The organism is Streptomyces sp. NPDC034049 (genome assembly GCF_055575575.1).
The window spans coordinates 594196-612056 of record NZ_JBVISJ010000002.1; the positions used below are offsets into that span (position 1 = coordinate 594196).

Consider the following 17861-nt stretch of genomic DNA (forward strand, 5'->3'; position numbering starts at 1 on the left):
CCTTCCGTCTTTCCGGCGTCCCCCGTGGCCGCCCCCCTTGTCCCCCGTCCGCTCCACCTTCGCCCGTCGCGGGCCGCGGCTACCGTCGGCAGTAACCGAGTTCCCAGGCCCAGCGGGTGGCGGGCGATCAGTGGCCGCAGGCGTCGGCCGCGATGTCCTCCATGCGGTTCGCCCCGGGCGAGCGCTTCCAGGAGCTGTTGGTCGGCATGGCGCAGCCGTTCACCGAGGAGGGGGTTCAGGTCGAGGTCGTCCAGGAAGTACGCGGCGAGGTGCGCGTCGGCGTACCACCGCCGTTCGTGAACGCTGCTGGTACGGCACGCGCACCGGTCGGTGGCGCGGCCGCGTTTCTCGATGAAGCCGCGGGCGGCGACGGCCTCCAGCGCCTCCCCCCGCATCGCCGTGCCCGTGGTGGCGGCGACGGGCAGGTGGGCGGCGGCGAGCCGGCCGACGATCTGCGAGGCCGTCATCGTCCCCCTCCGTGACCCGTCTTGGGGCGCCACCGGGCGCGCGTCAGCGGTCGGGGCGCTCCGGCCGACGGAATACGGCGGGCTCGGGGGCGCCGCTGCGGAGACTGCCGTAGCCGGTCTCCACGGCGGCGGGACACACGCACGAGGGCCCCGTCCCCGCGCGGAGCCTTGGGGATGGCTCCGCGGCGGACGAGGCCCTTCGGTCGATCACCTCGGGGGCGATCCGCGGCCTGATCAGCCGCGCAGGACACGACCCTGGGAGTCGGTGCGGTCGTTGCTCGTGAGGAACAGGATGCCGTCGATCAGGGACCAGAAGCCCAGACCACCGCAGGTGAGGAGCTGAGCGACACCCACGCCGACGGAACCGACGTAGAAACGACCGATGCCGAGCGTGCCGAGGAAGAGCTGCAGAACACCGGCGACGATCTTCGACTTGTCGGAGTACGGGCGACCCTGCGGGTCGTGGCCGAAGGGAGCGTCAGGGGTGGGGACGGTCATGGAAGTAACTCCTGGATGTACTGACTGAGATACCGAAGCGGATTGCTCCGGGAGCGATCACAGGAGAGAAGGCGTTGCGGACAACCTTCGGCGATCGGGCACGGCGAACACCGGCCGACGATCGAGCACGACGTGATCCCCCGTCATCCCCCCTGTAGCCGTTGCAGCGTAATGAGACGCGAGGGGCGGATGGGAGTGGATCCCGGCGATCGTTCCGATTCCGTGATCCGATTCCAGCCAACTTGCGACAACTGAGCAACATAAAGCGGGCGTAAGGGATTTACGGGTGCCGCGTGGGGTCAGCGCGGGCCGACTCAGCGCAGATTGCGGACGATCGTCCAGGTCACCGCGATGCCCAGGATCAGGGCCTGGGTGCGGGGCTTCAGTTCGGGGCGCCAGCGGCGGCCGCGCAGCCCCTCGACGGACCAGCGGCCGAGCAGCACGAGGGCGAAGGGCGCGGCGAGCAGCAGCGCCCGGTTGTCGTGCCAGGCGGCGGCGAACTGTCCGTGCATCAGGTCGTACACCATGCGGGTGCCGCCGCAGGCGGGGCAGAGCAGCCCGGTGACATAGCGGAACGGGCACTGGGGCAGCAGATGGCCGGGCTCGTGCGGGTTGGTGCCGTACAGGTACGCGGCGCCCGCCAGCCCGGCGGCGGCCACCGCGAGGGGGGCCGCCGCCGGATGCCGGAGGGTGCTGAGGCCGCGCTCAGCCACGCAGGACACGCCCGTTGGAGTCCGTGGTGTTGCTGCTGGTCAGCAGGATGATGCCGTCGACCAGCGACCAGATGCCGAGGCCGCCGCAGGTGAGGAGCTGCGCGACGCCGAGGCCGACGTGGCCGATGTAGAAGCGGCCGACACCGAAAGCGCCCAGGAACAGCGAGAGGATGCCCGCGACGATCTTCGACTTGTCGGAGTACGGACGGCCGTACGGGTCGTAGCCGTAGGGGGCGTTGGGGTCACCCGTGTACGCGCCGCCCGGCGTCGGGGGCACCTGGTAGCCACCCTGGGGGTAGCCGCCCTGCTGGGGGTAGCCGTAGCCGGGCTGGCCCGCGCCCGGCTGCTGGTAGCCGCCCTGCGGAGCCCCGTACGGGCCCGCGGCCGGCTGGCCGGGGGCGGCGTTCGGGTACCCGTATCCGGGCTGCGGCGGCTGCGGGGGCTGAGCGGGCTGCTGAGGCTGCTCGGTCACGGTACTGACTCCTGCGTGTTGTTTGCTTGAGCGGCTGAAAAACTCACTATGGGCTGTCCGTCATATTGCAGGAGGGAAGGGCCCGGAGAGAAGTTGTTACTTCGGCCGGGCACCCGCCGGCTCCCGCATGTGGGCGGAGTCACATCGCCTCGTCGTCGACCGTCACAGACGTCTCACAGCTGGCTGACAATGGTCGGGTCCGTGATCTCCGAGTCCTTGGCGAGCAGCATCGCCTTGCTGAGGATGACTGCGAGCATACGGTCGCCCTCGAAAGGGAGATAGCCGGTCTGCGTGGTTCCGTTCCCGCCCGTGACGGTCGACCTGGGGACGATGCACGGATAGCGGTCGTTCGGGGACATCAGGACGTTGCCGGACCCGAGATGGATCCGGTACGTGTGCAGTGCGCCCTCGACCTGGAGGAACCGCCCTTCCAGCGTGCACCGGTCGGCGATCGCGAGCCGCGGCACGAGCCGCTCCAGCAGCGTCCGGCGGGACCGACGCTCAGCCCGCACCGCCGGACGGCAGTCAGGCCGCGCTTCCGGACCGACAGTCAGGCCGCGCTTCCGGACCGACAGTCAGCCCAGGTCCTCCGACATGGGCCCGTACTCCTCCCACCCCTCCGGGTCCTTCTCCACGGCGTCGAGCAGCCGGCCCAACGCCACCTCCTCGTAGAGGACCCCGGAGTACGCCTCACGGACCCGGTTCCCGTTGATGTCGGCGGTGGGCGTACCGGAGGCCGCCCGGTCGAAGGCCTTCTGGGACCTCGCCACGAAGTCGCGGTACTTCATGGTCCTGACGGCGGAGTCGAACGCCGGACCGCGCAGCCCCTTCACCTCGGCGGCGAGTTCGAGCAGATACGCGTCGGTGAAGCCGTCGACGATCTCCTCGGGTTGGTTCTCGTAGAGCACGGCGTGGTACTCGGCGAACTTGCCCTCCTCCAGCGCGGCCCGCAGCGCGTTCGCCGCCTTCTTCGAGCCGCTGCCGCCCAGCTTGTCGTCCAGGAAGGAGGCGAGGGTGTACTCGGTCACCACCTTGCGCGCCAGCGTCCGCTCCAGCGCGGCCGGAGCGCCGGTCCGCTCGAACTCCTCGCAGACGGGGCAGCGCATGTCCTCGTAGAGGCGGAGGGTGACCAGCGCGTGCGGATCCCCGACACGGATCGTCGTGCCGTCGGCGTCCAGCTCCTCCGGCAGCTCCCGCAGGTCGCCGTAGGCGGGCCTGCGCTCCGCCCAGGCGGGCCGCTCACCGCATCCGCCGAGCAGCAGCCCGATCGCGACGACCGCCACGGCCGTCATCCGTCTTCTCCGCGCACCCACCATCGACGCCCACCCTCCACCACGAACCGAAGGGCCGGATCACAGCCTGCGCGGCTCCCCTCCCTCGACACCCGTCGCCCTCGCCCCGAACCCCCCAGGGCCTGACATGTGCGCGTACTGTACGACACAGGTCGCTGACCAGGCACTACTCCATTTGGTTCAGCAGGGCCACGAGCGCGGTCTTCCGGGCACCGCCCAGCGGGCGCCAAGCGTCTCCGCTTGGCCGGATCGCACCCAACTCCCGTGACGGATGGGGAGGTTGATCACACACTGACCCCATGAACCTCCTGAGGAAAGCCGCAGCCGCGTTTACGGCCGCGGCCGCGATCCTGATCGCGACACCCCCCACAGCCTCGGCGACGCCCGCCCCGCACGACACGTCCGGCCGCACATACGGCGGCGCATACGGAGGCACACTCGTCCGGGAGAACTTCGACCGCCTCCCCCTCGGCCCGGTGACGAAGGGCAGAGGCTGGACCACCGACACCTCCAACGGCACCCTGACCGTCGCGCCCAGCTCCGACAACGACGGCCGTGAACTCCGCATCCGCACAGAGGGCAACGGCCGCGCCTTCATGGTCCTTTCCGACCTCGCCCCGCGCGGCAACAGCTTCTGGGCCCGGATGCGACTGCGGGTGACCGAGTTCCCCACGGCCCCCGACTGGGCCCACTGGACCCTGGCCGAAGCCTCGGGCCCCGACTCCCCCACCCTGGTCCGCCCTCTCGGCGGCCAGTACGCCCCCACGGACAAGGGCAACTTCTGGGGCGTCGGCTCGGACCTGGGCCCGACGGGCGACTGGACCAACTGGAAGACGTCGGCCCCGGCGGTCGCGGGCAAGTGGCAGTGCGTGGAATTCCACCTGGACGCCACGGACAACCGCGTCACGGTCTACTTCGACGGCTTGGAACAGCCCGACCTGACCGTCTCCACGAAGAACCATGGCGGCACGACGGACGACTTCGTCTTCCCCACCTTCGACAAGCTGAAGCTGGGCTGGCAGCTGTACCAGGCGAACCCGGCACCGGCGGCGTTCGAGATGAGGTTGGACGACCTCGCGGTGAGCAGCCGACGGGTGGGCAGCTGCAAGGCCTGACTAAGGGGGCCGCCGGTTCTCTGTGAACGGACGGCCCCCTCGCCTATACGCCCGGGAAACGCCACTCCGCCCACACCTCCTTGCCACCGCCGTCACGCCGCCCGTTGACCACAAGATGCTGCCCCCACTCGTCGGCACACGCCCTCGACAGCCACAGCCCCCGCCCGCTCTCGGCGTCGGCCGCCGGCCCTGGCCTCTCTCGCGGCAGAGATGGGCTGCTGTCCCACACGCTCAGCCGTAGGCACCCATCGGCACGTAGGAGCCGTACGGCGACCGAATCCCTCGTATGAGCAAGGGAGTTCGTGACCAGCTCAGAGGCGACGAGTTGAGCATTGTCGAGGACGGTGGGACCGGCCTCGTAGCAGGTGAGCACGGCTCGCACGTGGGCGCGAACGATGCGAGGGCCAAGGGGCGAGTGGGGGATTCGGAGGGCGTACTCCCAGTCGTTGGCCAATGGGGCGTCTACGAAGAGTGCCCTGCGGGCGAGTTCGGTCATGGACGCAACTCCTCTGTGAGGCACGGAGGGGATGAATGGCATGTACGGAGGGGCCACAAGGGGGCCGAGATGGACGGATGACTCGGGTGGCGTGGGCGGTGGCTCTGCCGCCATACGCGCGCTCTGGGCGGGCAAGGCGGTGCACTTCCTGAAACCCATCGCTACTTTAAGTAGCTGTTGCACCACTGAAAGTAGAGATTCAGGAGTAGGGTTGCTACCCATTACGGCAAACCATTACCCCAACGAGTGAAAGGCGGGCAGCATGCCGCCAAGGGCAGCAGCGACGGAACGACAGCAGCGTCTAGGCGCTGAGCTGCGCAAACTGAGGCAACGCGCCGGCCTGAACTCCCGCGAGGCAGGGGAGTTGCTCAACGTCAACTCGGCGCGCATCAGCTCCATCGAAGCAGGGCGCTTCGGGGTCAGCGCGGACCGGGTTCGCATGTTCGCCCACAGCTACGGCTGCTCGGACGAGACATACATTGAGGCCCTGGCCGCCATGACCGCAGGCCGGGCCCGCAACTGGTGGGACGAGTATCGCGAGACCCTCCCGCCCGGCCTGCTCGACCTGTCCGAGCTCGAATACCACGCAACGGCGATCCGCACCGCCCAAGTCGCGCACATCCCAGGCCTGTTCCAGACCATCGACTACGCGCGCCTGATCTTCCGGCAGTCCATCCCGCAGCTGTCCCCACCAGAGATCGAGTACCGCGTCTCCCACCGCATCAAGCGCCAGGGCATCCTCTTCGCGGCCAACCCGACCCCGTTCACCGCGGTCATCCACGAGGCAGCTCTGCGCATGCGATTCGGCGACCGAGACGTGACGCGCGGACAGTTGGAGCAGGTCATGCAGATGAGCGAATTGGACCACGTGACCGTGCTGGTCATCCCGTACGCAGCGGGCATCTTCCCCGGCGCCGGGCAGACTGTCCTCTATGCCGACGGCCCTGTCCCTCAGCTGGACACCGTGCAACTCGACGCCGAACATGGGTCCGTATTCCTCCACGCTGACCTCCAGCTGGAGAAGTACCGCACGTTCATGACCCGCTTCGAAGCGGTCGCCCTCAAGGAGTCCGCTTCCCAAGACCTGATCCGCGAGATCATCAACGACCTCTGAAAGGATCCGAAGTGCCCACCCTCCACTGGCAGAAGTCGTCTTACAGCAGCGAGGGAAACAACTGCCTCGAAGTCGCCTCCACCCCGGACGGAACCATCCACCTCCGCGAGTCCGACAACCCCACGGTCGCTCTTACCTTCCAGCCCCGAGAACTCACCGCCTTGCTGCACACGACACGACGAGGCATATCCCCCAACCGCACGCGATCTCTCGCGCCGTTTTGATCTCACCCGTCGACACCATCGCCGACGCATCGAATTAAGAGATTCAGTTGAGTCGCCGCCCGGATGTCTCACCTCGAACCCAGCCAATCGACTCGGGTCGGCTACCTGTCCCCGCACGACAGAATTCCTCTAGCGCCGCGCGCACTTGCGAGACCGGGAGAACACTCCGCCGATCGAAGAAAAGCGGAAAACCGGGATCAGAAACGACTCGAGGGTCAAATTCGGGCGGCTCCGGATTGTCAGAAACCCAGACATGCTCCGAGATGGCATCCATCGAGGCTTCGGCCCGCTCCTCACCAACATACCAAATAAGTCCACCATACCCCGTCACCGAATTGACAGAAATCTGCAGAAAGTTATCCGGCCACCAAGAAACGGTGTCTGCGGTATGCCGGCCATCTGCAAACATGAAGCACGCACTCTCGCCAGGACTTATTTGAGCAGAATATCCTCTCTCCGAAGCGAGATTCTCTGTCACCTCCGCAATCAACTCGGCCATCTCCGACCGCGTCCGAGCGTAATGATATACACCATGGATTACAGCATTAAGAATCACTGATCCGCCAACCCTCGCAACGTGACTGGACCGCCAGTGCCAGGATAATACACAGTCATACTCGAACCTTGAGGAAGAATCGCACGAACTGCCACCTGGCAGCCTAGCGGAGCTCCGCAAACGTGGTCGTTGTTGATCATCACATGCGCATTCTTGATCCCCTTTTCTCGCATCATCATCGCATATTTTGTCTCAACATGATCAGCCGAGGCATATTTCGCCCCCTTGGGAAGATTTCGAATATTGGGGGAGCTTGACAGATACTCCTGGGCGCGCTTGGCCAAATCGTCTCCACCGCTAGTTATTTCACCCCCGATCGTTTTGCCATTGGAGTCGAATATCTGCCCGGTAGTAAGGCGCCTACCTGCAAGAGATTTCTGAGCATTCGCGAGTACTCCACTAAGGCCCCTCGCGCCACCACCACCCAGTCCCGCTAGGCTACTTGCCGCAGCAGCGGCCCCCATGTCACCGGGATTGAGCCACAGCTTTCCACCATCACAGCTCTTGGGGCAGGCATATATCTTCGCCACTGTGCGGGCCCACGCCCCGGGGTCAGTGCCATCCTCACGCGGCGCGTTGCAGTAGTAGTCGAAGCCGCTGCACGACTCCGTCATCTGCTCACGTATCTCCCGCGCAATTCGATCGATGTCCTTGTGCCCGACAGGCAGGTAGATGCCCGGATAGATGGTCAAATACCAGTTCTTTTGGATGCGCACTATTTGGTTCGCATCGCCGTTCGCAGCCTTAGGTAGCTGTCCGGTGTAGCCAGCACCGGAATAGCCCGGATCGCCGACCCCGCCCCCTCCCTGAGAAGCGCCCTGCGAAGCACCCACAAAGCGTTTGGGGTTGTCCTTGGTGCTCCCCGTTCCGCCGATCGGATATCCAACACCGCAGGTCAGGCACAGACCCGTGGGGTCGGACTTGGAAACCGGACTGTTGTTGGAGTACGCATACCCGTTCATCTGCAACGGGTCCGCGATGTCGATGATCGGGTCCGCCGAGATGAAGCGGCCCGAGTTCTGGTCGTATTCGCGGGCGCCGATGTGGGTGAGGCCGGTGGCCGTGTCGTCGATGCCGACGCCGATGTAGCCGCGCTTGTTGGGCCAGGACGCCGGCTTCGGGCCGCGGAGTTCGCCGTACGGCTTGGCGGCTCGGCGGGTGACCGCCTGGCCGCTCGACAGCGCCACCGCCGTGTTCGCCGTGCCCAGGTGGTCCGCGAGAAGGGCCGAGAGCTGGTGCCCCGTGGTCGAGCCGCTCGTCGCGGTGCGCGTCACCACCGGGGCGCCGGGCTGGGCGTAGGACCGCGAAGCGCGGGTCACCGCACCGGAGCTCCCCGTCGTCACCTCCGTCTCGCCCAGGTACAGGGTCGAACCGGAGGGAGAGTTCTCCAGGAGGCGGTTACCCGCGGCGTCGTAGACGTACGTCGTCTTCTTGCCGCCGACCGTGATCGTGTCGAGCTTGTTCTCCGACGTCCACTTCAGGTCCTGGGCCCCGGCCGGCAGCTCCCGGAGCTTCGTGTTGCCCACCGCGTCATACGTGTACGTGCTGCCCTGTCCCGCCGGGCTGGAGTCGATCGACGTCATCGTGTGCGGCTGCTTGGGGTTGTAGCCGTAGGTGTAGGTGACGTTCTTGGTCGCGTCCGCCGGGTTTGCCGGGTTCGCCTCGGTCAGGGTGGCCCGGTTGCCCAGCCAGTCGAAGGTGAAGGACTGGTGGTAGGCGGTGGCGCCGGTGCCGATCGTGTTCGCCGCCGGGGCCGTGGCCGTCAGCGTCGACTTCAGCGAGGTGTCCGGGGCGGACGCGTCGGTCGCCGTGTCCGGAGCGTCGGCCACCGGCCCCGACGAGGCCGCGTAGTCCGTCCGCGGGCCCCACGTCGTCCCGTCCGCCGACTTGCACCCCGTGCCGCTGCCGGTGGGCGTGACGTTCGACGTCCAGGCGTTGACCAGCTCACCCATCACGTCGTACGTGAAGCACTGCGTGTCCCAGGTGTCACCCGAAGCGTCCGACAGCTGACGGGCGTTCGACGTGATGAGGCCGGACTTGTCGTACGCGTAGTGGCTGTCAGAGATCCGGTGCGGGCCGGCCGTCTCCCGGTCCGCGACCGTGCGCTGGAGACGTCCGGTGTACGGGTCGACGAAGTTGGTTGTCCAGACGCGGTTCGGCTGGGAGCCGGACACCGTCCGAAGGGGTTCGCCGTAGGGCGAGTAGGTGATGTCGGACGTGTACCAGGCGAGGCCCGAGGTCGACTCGGCCAGGCCGTCGCTGTTGTAGCGGGTGACGACCTTCTCCTGGGCCAGTCCGCCCACCGACGGGAGTGTGACCGTCTGCGGCTTTCCGGTCGGCGTGTACGTGTACTTGTACGCGTACGTCCCGGAGACCCCCGTCGTCATGGTGTTGGCCGGGATCACCGTCTCGGTGCCCGTCGGACGGTACTCGCTGTCATATCCCGTGACGCGGCTGATGTAGTCGCCGTTCACGGTGTGCCTGGTGGAGGCCACCGGCTGGCCGAGGGCGCCCGGCAGCGAGTCGTACGTGAACGACTTGACCGGAGTGCCGGTCTCGGAGTTCTCGCGGACGAACTTGATGCGGCCCAGCTCGTCGTACTCCGTGTACGTCGTCCGCTCCTCCGCGTCTTTTACCTTGTTCGGGCGGTCGGCCTCGTCGTACCAGGTGTCCGTCTTACCCACGTCCGGGTCGGTCGTGGAGGTCACTCGCCCACGGGCGTCGTACGTGTACGTCCACTCGTTGCCGGCGGGATCCGTGACGCTGGTGCGCTGACCGCGGGCGTCGTACCCGTAGGTGGTCACGCGTCCGGCGGTCGTGCTGTCGTCCTTGTAGTGGACGATCGAACTGACCCGGCCGAGGGCATCCGTGTGCGTCCGGGTCCGCGGCGACGTCGAACCCGCCGGGTCCACGTACGTGCTGGTGTCGCCGTACTCCGTCTTCGTCGCGTGCACCACGTTCTCGTCGTGGTACTTCGACTCGCTCACCGGCCGTTCCAGGCCGTCGTACCGGAACTTGACCCGACTCGGGACGAGCGACTTCGACTTGGGGGAGAAGAGTTCGCCGGCCGGTTCGTTCTTCGCGAGGTAGGCGCTCGTCTGCTCGTCGACCAAGCCGTGATCGTTGTAGGTGGTGTCCGTGACGACGCGGCCGGGACCGTGCGCCTCCGCCTGGGTCTGGACCTGGCGCATCAGGCCGTCGAAGATCGTCACCTGACGGCTGTAAGTGCCGTCGTCCTTCAGCGTCCTGGTCGTGACGGCGGCGGGTCGGGACTCTTTCGAGGTGGCGATCGCCGGTTGGTACTCGATCTCGACGTTCGGCGACTTGCCGCCCGAGGAACGGGACGGGGACCACCCCCGTACGAATCGACCGAGTGCGTCGTACTCGTTCCGGACGACCCGGCTGTTGGCGTCCGTGACCGTCAGGGCCAGGCTGCGACCCGGGTCAAAGGTCGTGGTGACGGCGTGGCCCTTGGCGTTGATCGCCTTCACGGACGTGACGGGACCGCCCGTGTCGCCGGGGGTGTACTGCATCTCCGTCGTCCCCGCGCCCGGCTTCGTGACCGTACGGACCCGGCCCAGCGGGTCGTACGTCGTCTTGGTGACGACCGAGTACGAGGTCCCGGCGCCGTCCACACCGGCGGCGGCCGTGACCAGCCCCTTCGTCGGGGCGTCGCCGTACGACAGGTTGTCGTAGGTGGTGCGGGTCGCGCTGATCAGCTTCGTGGCCGGGTCGGCGATGTCATGGGCCGCGCAGGTCGTGCCCGTGGTGCGCTGCTGCTTCGGCAGGCCGATCAGCCAGGCCGACGTGTTGTGCACGTACGACGTCTTGGTGCAGATCTGGTCGGAGAAGGCCTCGCCGGAGCCGTCCGGCTTGACCACCGCCGTCTCGACCTGGATCGGGATGCCGTAGGTGTCGTCGACGGTCGTCAGGGTTCGGACGGCCTGCCAGCTGTCGTCGACCTTCTGGATCTCGTCCGTGCGCTTCACACCACTGCGGTGGGCGAGCAGCGGATCCATGTCGGCGCCGTCCTCGGCCTCACGGAACCGGGACGCGGTCTGTTTCGACCAGGGGTAGTTGAGGGTGCGCTTCTTCGGTGTCCCCTTGTCCGAGTCGAGGTAAGTGAGGCTCTCCGCCGTCATGCCGGCGTACTGCGGCTCGTCGTCGGCGACGAGCGTGTACTTGCCTGTGGAGTCCTTGACCTCGCCGCCGACGCCCTGGAAGTAGCGCGTCTCGGAGTACGACTGTGGCTGCGGCGCTCCTGTCGAGGAGGTGGTCTTGCTGCCCTTGGTGACCGCCACCTGGCGATAGCCACGCCAGACGTTGTGCGTGCGCAGGGACGGGCGGGTGAACTCGTCGTCGGACTTCGCCCAGGCGGGGTCCGAGTAGTTGTACTTGGTGTGGATCAGCTTGCCCCGCGAGGTGACCTTGTCGTTCTCCGTCACGGAGTGCACCACGTACTTGTTGAACCAGGACTTCGCCGGCTTCTTCTCGTCGCCGTCCGGTGACCAGCGGACGGGATAGCAGGTGCCGTTGTTCTTGCCCTTGTCCTCCGAGGGCTCGCTCGCGCAGCCGCCCTTGTACTCGATCTCGATGTCGCCGCCGTGTTCGGTGGCGACCGTGCCGATGCGGGGACGGGTGAAGGGCGGGCGCTGGTCCTTCGGCCCGCTCGACACCAGGTTGGGGAGCTGACGGTCCCTCAGGCGCTTCCTCAAGGGTGACGAGGAGCCGACCGTGTACTCGCCGAAGCTGACGCCGTCCTTGTGCTGGAGGGTGCCGGTAGTGTCGCCGGGAGCGAAGCCGCGACGGGTGATCGAGTTCAGCCAGAGGCCGGGCGACGAGTAGTACCAGTCCGCGGGGAAGGACTGGTGGAGCTCGTACGTGTCCACCTTTCCCAGGCCGGACTGGCCGGCACGGGCGGCCTTCGTCGTCACCGAGTCGAGGCGCAGCTGCGTCCAGAAGGACGGGAAGGCCGGGCACAGCTTCGACGTCGACTTGCAGTTGAGGTTTCCGGGGGTGTCCCACCAGGGACGGTATGCGCCCGGGTCGGAGGTCTTGGCGAAGTTCGCCGCGTCGCAGGCCGTGGCCGATTTCAGGCAGCGCTGTGCCACACCGAACTCAACGGTCGCGGACGGTGTGGTGAGGTCCGAGCGCATGCCGTACTCGATGGTCTTCGGGTAGGCGTAACGGTCGTACTGCTCAGGCGACTTGAACTTCTTTTTGACGGCGTAGTAGTTGGTCTCCTGCTTCCAGGTGACGACCAGGGTGTTGCCGTGCACGTCGACGACCTTGTCCAGACCCCAGCGCCAGGCCTGCTTCTTGCCCGCGCCGCAGCGGGAGTCGGCGAAGGTGGTGGCGTGGCAGGGCTCACCCGGGTGGTTGCCGAAGACGGGGACGGCGGAGACGGAGTCGGTGTCGGCGTGGCCGCCGCCGACCTGGTTGAGACCGTAGTAGTACTTCGTGCCGTCCGTGGTCGTGACGATCCAGTACTCGCCGTTGTTGTCGCCGTTGGTGCCGCCGACGCGGTGCTCGATCCGGGTGCCGTCGTCGCTCTCGGGCCGGTAGATCTCGGTGTCGGTCTCGGGGTTGCTGCCGGAAGCGGCGTCGCGCACCAGCTCGGTCGTCTTGCCGCCCAGGGACATCACCGCGTTGTACGACACCCAGCACAGGTCGGACGTCTTGTCCTTCTTGGCCGTGTTGTTGGCGGTGCCGGACTTCATCTTCTTGCGGTCGTCCTGGCAGGCGCGGTAACGGCGCTCGATGTGCCCGGCGTCGTAGTCCCAGCCCTCGCCGATCCAGGAGGCCTGGGGTGAGGCGACGGCCGTACGGCCGTCCACCGTCTGGGAGTTGTAGGTGAACTCGATGTTCGGTGCCGGGCCGGCGGGGGCCGCCGGGACCGTCAGCGGGTACGTCCAGGTGAACGCACCGGACGAGCCACCCGCCGACCACTTGCCGCTGGCGGACAGCGGGGTGGCCTTGAACGTGCCGCCGGCGCCGCCGCCGGAGTCGACCGCCCCGACGACGGCCGTATCGCCGGTCGCGGCGACCGGTGTGACCCCTGCGCCCGAAGTACGGTAGGCCGCCTGGGCGATCGCCGATCCGTCGCCCGTTGTCGTCTTCGCCGACGCCGGAGTGACGGTTCCGTCCGCCGCCGTGTCGACCGTGGCGGTGATCGACTGGGTCTCGATGTCGTTGGTTGTCTCCAGTTCCTCGTACTCCTGGCAGGCCTCGACGTCGGGCGTGGTCAGGTAGCACTCGGGAAACTGGACGAAGCGCAGACGAGAGGCCCAGTCGGCGCCGTAGAGGTTCTTGAACTTCGCGTAGTCGAGCTTGACCGCGATCGGCACGGAGCCGGTCGCCGGGGCCTGGACCGCCACGACTGTGCCGTCGACTCCCTGTGACACGGCGGCCGCGCGGTCGTAGACCTGGACCTGCCAGGTACCGGTGGGCGCGGCCTGGTCCGGAGCCTGCCCGAGGCTCACGGGGAGCTTTCCTGCGGGAGTCATGGCGACCTGTCGGGCAGCCGTGGTCGTGCGGGCCGAGGCGGGGGTCGCGGTCGCGGGCGAGCCGAGGTCGACCGACTCTGTCCCCGCGGCAGGTGCGGTGACCGTCCCCGTCCCGGCCTGCTGCTGGTCCGGGGGGACGTCGACCTTCAGGGTCTCCAGGTCGGGCTCGGAGACTGCTCCGGGAACGGTCTCGTCCTGGTCGAGAGTCTCCAGACTGAGGCTCTCACGGCCCTTCTCGGCCACGGCCGGATCGGGCGGCAACGCGAACGACTGCGCCGGTAGAAGACCTACGAGAAGTGCCGCCCCGACAGTGGGCACGACAGCGGCGCGCACCCGGCGCAGCCGACGCGAGCGGACAGGCAAGAAGCGACCGAACACGGCGAGGTCCCCCCGGACCATTCGAGGCGGGACCAGGAACGGACCACGCATGATGGCGTATCAGATGCGGGAGATTCTGTGTCGCTCTTGTGGAGTTCCGCTAGATCGTCTGTGCGGATGTGATGATCGTCACGGTATGTAGCGCAACGTAACGGTAAGTGAAGCCCGAATCTTCGTTTACCCGAGGTTTCGGAATCCGTCACCCCTCTGTGATCTAGCGTGCAATTCGCTGGTTCTCTTCGCAATTACGCAGCTAAGTACGGTAGTTGCGATGCATTCTGCTGCGCTATACCCCAAAATAGCCCGCTCACAGAACCGTTATCGCCCCTCGCCACCAACCTCCTTTACGCATCCTTCTGTTGTCGGACTCAATCGGCTCCCCCCGCTTGCGAAGCGTGACGGCAGCCCTCTCTTGAGCCATCATCGGCTGGCCCGGCCGAGCTCTGTCCCGCGCCGGTTCCAAGGGGGGAAGGGGAACTCGCCCGATGACGCGCAAGGAGCGCAACCGGCGTCGCGTGCCCGGCGGACGGACGACCGCCGTCGTACTCACCACGGTGCTCGCGGCCACCGGCATCACGTTCGTCGGACTCGGCCTGGACGAACCTGGTTCACGCGGCACGTCGAGTGACGGCCCCAAGGCCAGGACGGTCACCGAAACCGCCGCGCTCACGCGGGCCTCGAAGACCGGAAAGTCCGTCGAGGTCACGGCACTGCGCACCACGCGGTCCACCACCTGGGCGCGACCCGACGGCAAGATGACCAAGAAGCTCTACTCCTCCCCCGTCCGAGCCAAGGTGGACGGTGCGTGGAAGGACATCGACTACGACCTCCACCGCACCGAGAAGGGGTGGGCACCGAAGGCCACCAACACCGAGATGGTGTTCTCGGCCGGCTCCGAGGCGGCCCGCGACGGCGGGCAGCGCACCTCCCGGTCCGCGGTCCACCGGGTCTCCCTGCTCAGGGGGGTCAAGGCGGCTGCCGCCGAGTCGAGCACCCTCGTCACCCTGACCGTCGACGGCCACGACATCCACCTCACCTGGCCCGGCACGGTCCCCGCACCGATCATCGACGGCTCCCGCGCCCTGTACCCGGAGATCTTCCCGGGTGCCGATCTGGTCCTCACGGCCGACGACGACGGCTTCGCGCAGTTGCTCGTCCTCAAGAACCGGCAGGCCGCGGCCGATCCGCGCACCAAGCAGCTCACCTACGGCATCACCTCCGCGGACCTGTCGTTCCGGCTGAACCCGATCACCGGTGTTCTCTCCGCCGAGGACGCGGACGGCGAAGAGGTCGCGCTGTCGCCGACGCCGCTGATGTGGGACAGCAGCGGCGCCCCGGCGGTCACCGACGGCTCGGTCGGCGCCTCTGCCCAACCGACCGACGATGAGAGCCCGGACCCCGTCGACTCGTCCAGCCCCACGCCGAGCGGTGACGCGAGTACCACCGAGGAAGAACTCGTCGAGACGGACGAGCAGATCGACCCCGACCCGGAAGAGCTCCCGGTGGCCACCGACGGCCCCGCGCCCACTCCGTCGGACTCCCCGCCGCCGTCCGCCCCGGCCGAGCCGACACCCGAGCCCTCCCGGACCGGCTCGGCGGCCACCCTCAGCCTGCCCGGACTCGACGGCCCTTCCCCCGACTCCCGGGGCGAACTCGTCGAGACCGACCTCCGCGGGTCGAACTGGCTCCTCACACCCGACCAGGACTTTCTCGCCGACCCGACGACCACGTACCCGGTCTTCGTCGACCCGTCGGTGACGAAAGACATCCAGGACTGGACCACCGCGTACAGCCGACACCCCAACGCCACGTTCTACAACGGCAAGGGCTTCAACAAGGGTGGTACGCACGAGGCCAGGGTCGGCTTCGAGTCGGACACCTGGGGCACGTCGCGCTCGTACTTCAACATGGACTTCGACAAGGACCTCAAGGGCACGAAGATCGAGTCGGCGAAGCTGTACATGTTGGAGACGTACTCCTGGTCGTGCAGCGCCCGCTCGATGAGCGTGCACCTCACCGGCAAGGTCAACGGACGCACCAACTGGAAGAACGCGCCCAAGCTGCACGACGGCAACAAGATCACCACCAAGAGCTTCGCGCACGGCTACAAGTCCGGCTGCCGGGACGCCTGGGAGGCCTTCAACGTGCGATCGGCCGCACAGAAGAAGGCCGACGAAGGGCGGGACAGCATCACGTTCGGGATGCGCGCCCGGGACGAGAACTCCCAGTACGCATGGAAGAAGTTCCAGGCCAACGGCGAACACCCGCCTGCGCTCGAACTCGTCTACAACCGCAGACCGAGCGCTCCCACCTCCCTCGACCTCGGCCCCGACGCCAAATGCACCACCACCCAGCCCTACGCCCGGATGGGATCGGGAAGTCTGACGTTCACCGCGAAGGCGTCCGACAAGGACAGGAATCTCGAGTACCTCGACTTCGACCTGTGGCCGCACGGCAAGTGGGCGACCACCGGTGACCTTCTCGGCAAGACCGGCAAGGTCACCGTGGGAGCGGACAAGGACACCGCGCTGAGGACGACCGACGAGTTCCCCACCAGCAAGCTGACCAACGGCACCCTCTATTCCTGGCGGGTGCGAGCCTGGGACGACGCGGACGCGTCCTCCTCGTTCTCCCCGGCCAAGACGCCGTGCCGTTTCGTCCTCGACACCGCCGCGCCGAAATCGCCCAAGGTCGGTTCCACGGACTTCCCCAACGCCGACACCGAGGAGAACGGCTTCGGCAGCGGCGCCGACGACTCGAAGTGGAGCACCAAGAAGTTCGGCACGGCCGGCACCTTCACCGTGCGTGCCCTCAACACGGATGTGGTGCGGTACGAGTACGGCTTCAACGCGCCCAGCTATCCCTTCCACCTGGACCGCAAGGCCGGCACCGCGACCACCGTCGGCGCGACCCTGACCAACGCCAAGCCCCCCACCGCCGGTCCCAACGTCCTGTATGTGCGGACAGTGGACAGCGCGGGCAACGTGTCGCAACCCACCAAGTACTTCTTCTACGTCAGCCCCCGCGACCAGGCCGACTCGCCCGGTGACTTCACCGGCGACAAGCTCCCGGACCTGATGGTCGTCACCGACGCCGGCAACCTGGCCCTGTACCCCTCCCAGGCGACCAACGACCTCACCAAGGGCTCCGGTGACCTGGACTATTCGATGGCCGGCGCCTATCGGTCCAACCCGGCCAAGGATCCGAACGGCGACGACCTGCCACCGTTTGTCGCCGCGCCCTCCGGCCATTTCAAGGGCGCTCTGATCACCCACAACGGGGACATCTACGGCGGTGACGGCCTCCAGGACCTGGTGGTGCGCGTCGGCGGCAAGCTGTGGGTGTATCCCGGCGACGGCTACGGCGCCGTCAACATCGACAAGCGCGTGGAGATCCTGCTGCCCGAGGGGGCTCCCAGCCCGGCCTCGCTGACGCAGATCGTGTCCACGGGTGACGCCACCGGCGACGGCCGTACCGACTTCTTCGCCACCGCGGGCGACGAACTCTGGGCCCTCACCGGGTACCACGGCGCCACCATCGACCAGGCGATCCGCCTGTCGGGCTCCGCCTGGACCGAGCGCGACATCGTCACCGTCCTGGACATCACCGGAGACGGTGTGACGGACATGGTGTACCGCACGGACGTCCACGCCCAGCTCATGCTCCGCAAGGGCAAGGCGGCGAGCGGCGGCGGTACCGACCTGGACTCCCTGTCCTCCGGGGCCGACTCCTCCGGCGGCACCGACCTCGAGTACGGTTCCGCCGGCTGGTCCAACGCCAACATCCCGTTGCTGATCGGGATCCCGGACGCGAACGGGGACGGCGTTCCCGACGTGTGGACGGTGCGTTCCGACGGTTCGGTGCGCTTCTACGCAGGTGGCAGGACGGTCCTGGCGGGCTCGGGTACGGAGGTCGTCGCTCCCGCGAGCTACTGGAAGACCCGCATCGCCATCGGCTGACCGCAGTACCGGGCGAGGGGCTCAGCACGGGGTGACCCTGCTGAGCCCCTCGTCGCGTCAGGGCGCTTCGG

The 17861-nt window shown here is 67.4% G+C and carries 13 protein-coding genes; 5 read left to right on the plus strand and 8 right to left on the minus strand.

Annotated elements, in window-relative coordinates:
• Nucleotides 1–116: 116 nt before the first annotated feature.
• On the plus strand, nt 117–482 hold the full coding sequence (locus ACZ52C_RS07460; RefSeq protein ID WP_469073838.1) for a hypothetical protein: 366 nt from the start codon (nt 117–119) through the stop codon (nt 480–482).
• Between the two features lie 219 nt (nt 483–701).
• On the opposite strand, the gene ACZ52C_RS07465 is transcribed toward ACZ52C_RS07460, so the two are convergent.
• The 5 genes from ACZ52C_RS07465 to ACZ52C_RS07485 all read right to left on the minus strand — a co-directional run bounded on the left by ACZ52C_RS07465 (nt 702) and on the right by ACZ52C_RS07485 (nt 3442).
• Nucleotides 702–965 carry a TM2 domain-containing protein gene (locus ACZ52C_RS07465; RefSeq protein ID WP_326578332.1) on the minus strand — a complete coding sequence of 88 codons (264 nt, stop codon included), beginning with the start codon at nt 963–965 and terminating at the stop codon, nt 702–704.
• 314 nt (nt 966–1279) lie between these two features.
• Nucleotides 1280–1678: a DUF2752 domain-containing protein gene (locus tag ACZ52C_RS07470; RefSeq protein ID WP_469073839.1), complete on the minus strand. Its 399-nt coding sequence runs from the start codon at nt 1676–1678 to the stop codon at nt 1280–1282.
• On the minus strand, nt 1671–2150 hold the full coding sequence (locus ACZ52C_RS07475) for a TM2 domain-containing protein (protein WP_045562917.1): 480 nt from the start codon (nt 2148–2150) through the stop codon (nt 1671–1673). Before ACZ52C_RS07475 ends, ACZ52C_RS07470 begins: the two co-directional genes overlap by 8 nt.
• Before the next feature lie 173 nt (nt 2151–2323).
• Nucleotides 2324–2662 carry a DUF7737 domain-containing protein gene (locus ACZ52C_RS07480; RefSeq protein ID WP_469073840.1) on the minus strand — a complete coding sequence of 113 codons (339 nt, stop codon included), beginning with the start codon at nt 2660–2662 and terminating at the stop codon, nt 2324–2326.
• Nucleotides 2663–2725: 63 nt separating this feature from the next.
• A complete protein-coding gene (locus ACZ52C_RS07485; protein ID WP_469073841.1) occupies nt 2726–3442 on the minus strand; it encodes a DsbA family protein in 717 nt (238 codons plus the stop codon).
• A 299-nt stretch (nt 3443–3741) separates the two neighbouring features.
• Between ACZ52C_RS07485 and ACZ52C_RS07490 the strand changes: the two genes are divergently transcribed.
• On the plus strand, nt 3742–4557 hold the full coding sequence (locus ACZ52C_RS07490) for a hypothetical protein (protein ID WP_469073842.1): 816 nt from the start codon (nt 3742–3744) through the stop codon (nt 4555–4557).
• A gap of 43 nt (nt 4558–4600) precedes the next feature.
• Here the strand turns inward: ACZ52C_RS07490 and ACZ52C_RS07495 are convergent, their stop codons facing one another.
• Entirely contained in the window at nt 4601–5053 is a 453-nt protein-coding gene (locus ACZ52C_RS07495) for an ATP-binding protein (RefSeq protein WP_469073843.1), read from the minus strand.
• A gap of 262 nt (nt 5054–5315) precedes the next feature.
• Between ACZ52C_RS07495 and ACZ52C_RS07500 the strand changes: the two genes are divergently transcribed.
• Both ACZ52C_RS07500 and ACZ52C_RS07505 read left to right on the plus strand, forming a co-directional pair.
• Nucleotides 5316–6167, plus strand: a complete 852-nt coding sequence (locus ACZ52C_RS07500; RefSeq protein WP_469073844.1) for a helix-turn-helix domain-containing protein — start codon at nt 5316–5318, stop codon at nt 6165–6167.
• A gap of 11 nt (nt 6168–6178) precedes the next feature.
• Nucleotides 6179–6391, plus strand: coding sequence for a DUF397 domain-containing protein (locus ACZ52C_RS07505; RefSeq protein ID WP_469073845.1), 213 nt, complete (start codon nt 6179–6181; stop codon nt 6389–6391).
• A gap of 43 nt (nt 6392–6434) precedes the next feature.
• Here ACZ52C_RS07505 and ACZ52C_RS07510 read toward each other — a convergent pair whose 3' ends face one another.
• Together ACZ52C_RS07510 and ACZ52C_RS07515 are read right to left on the minus strand one after the other, a co-directional pair.
• A complete protein-coding gene (locus tag ACZ52C_RS07510; RefSeq protein WP_469073846.1) occupies nt 6435–6890 on the minus strand; it encodes an Imm1 family immunity protein in 456 nt (151 codons plus the stop codon).
• A gap of 53 nt (nt 6891–6943) precedes the next feature.
• Nucleotides 6944–13831 (minus strand): DddA-like double-stranded DNA deaminase toxin, encoded by a 6888-nt coding sequence (locus ACZ52C_RS07515; protein WP_469073847.1) that lies wholly within the window; start codon nt 13829–13831, stop codon nt 6944–6946.
• A 485-nt stretch (nt 13832–14316) separates the two neighbouring features.
• Between ACZ52C_RS07515 and ACZ52C_RS07520 the strand changes: the two genes are divergently transcribed.
• Nucleotides 14317–17790 (plus strand): DNRLRE domain-containing protein, encoded by a 3474-nt coding sequence (locus tag ACZ52C_RS07520; protein ID WP_469073848.1) that lies wholly within the window; start codon nt 14317–14319, stop codon nt 17788–17790.
• Nucleotides 17791–17861: the final 71 nt, after the last annotated feature.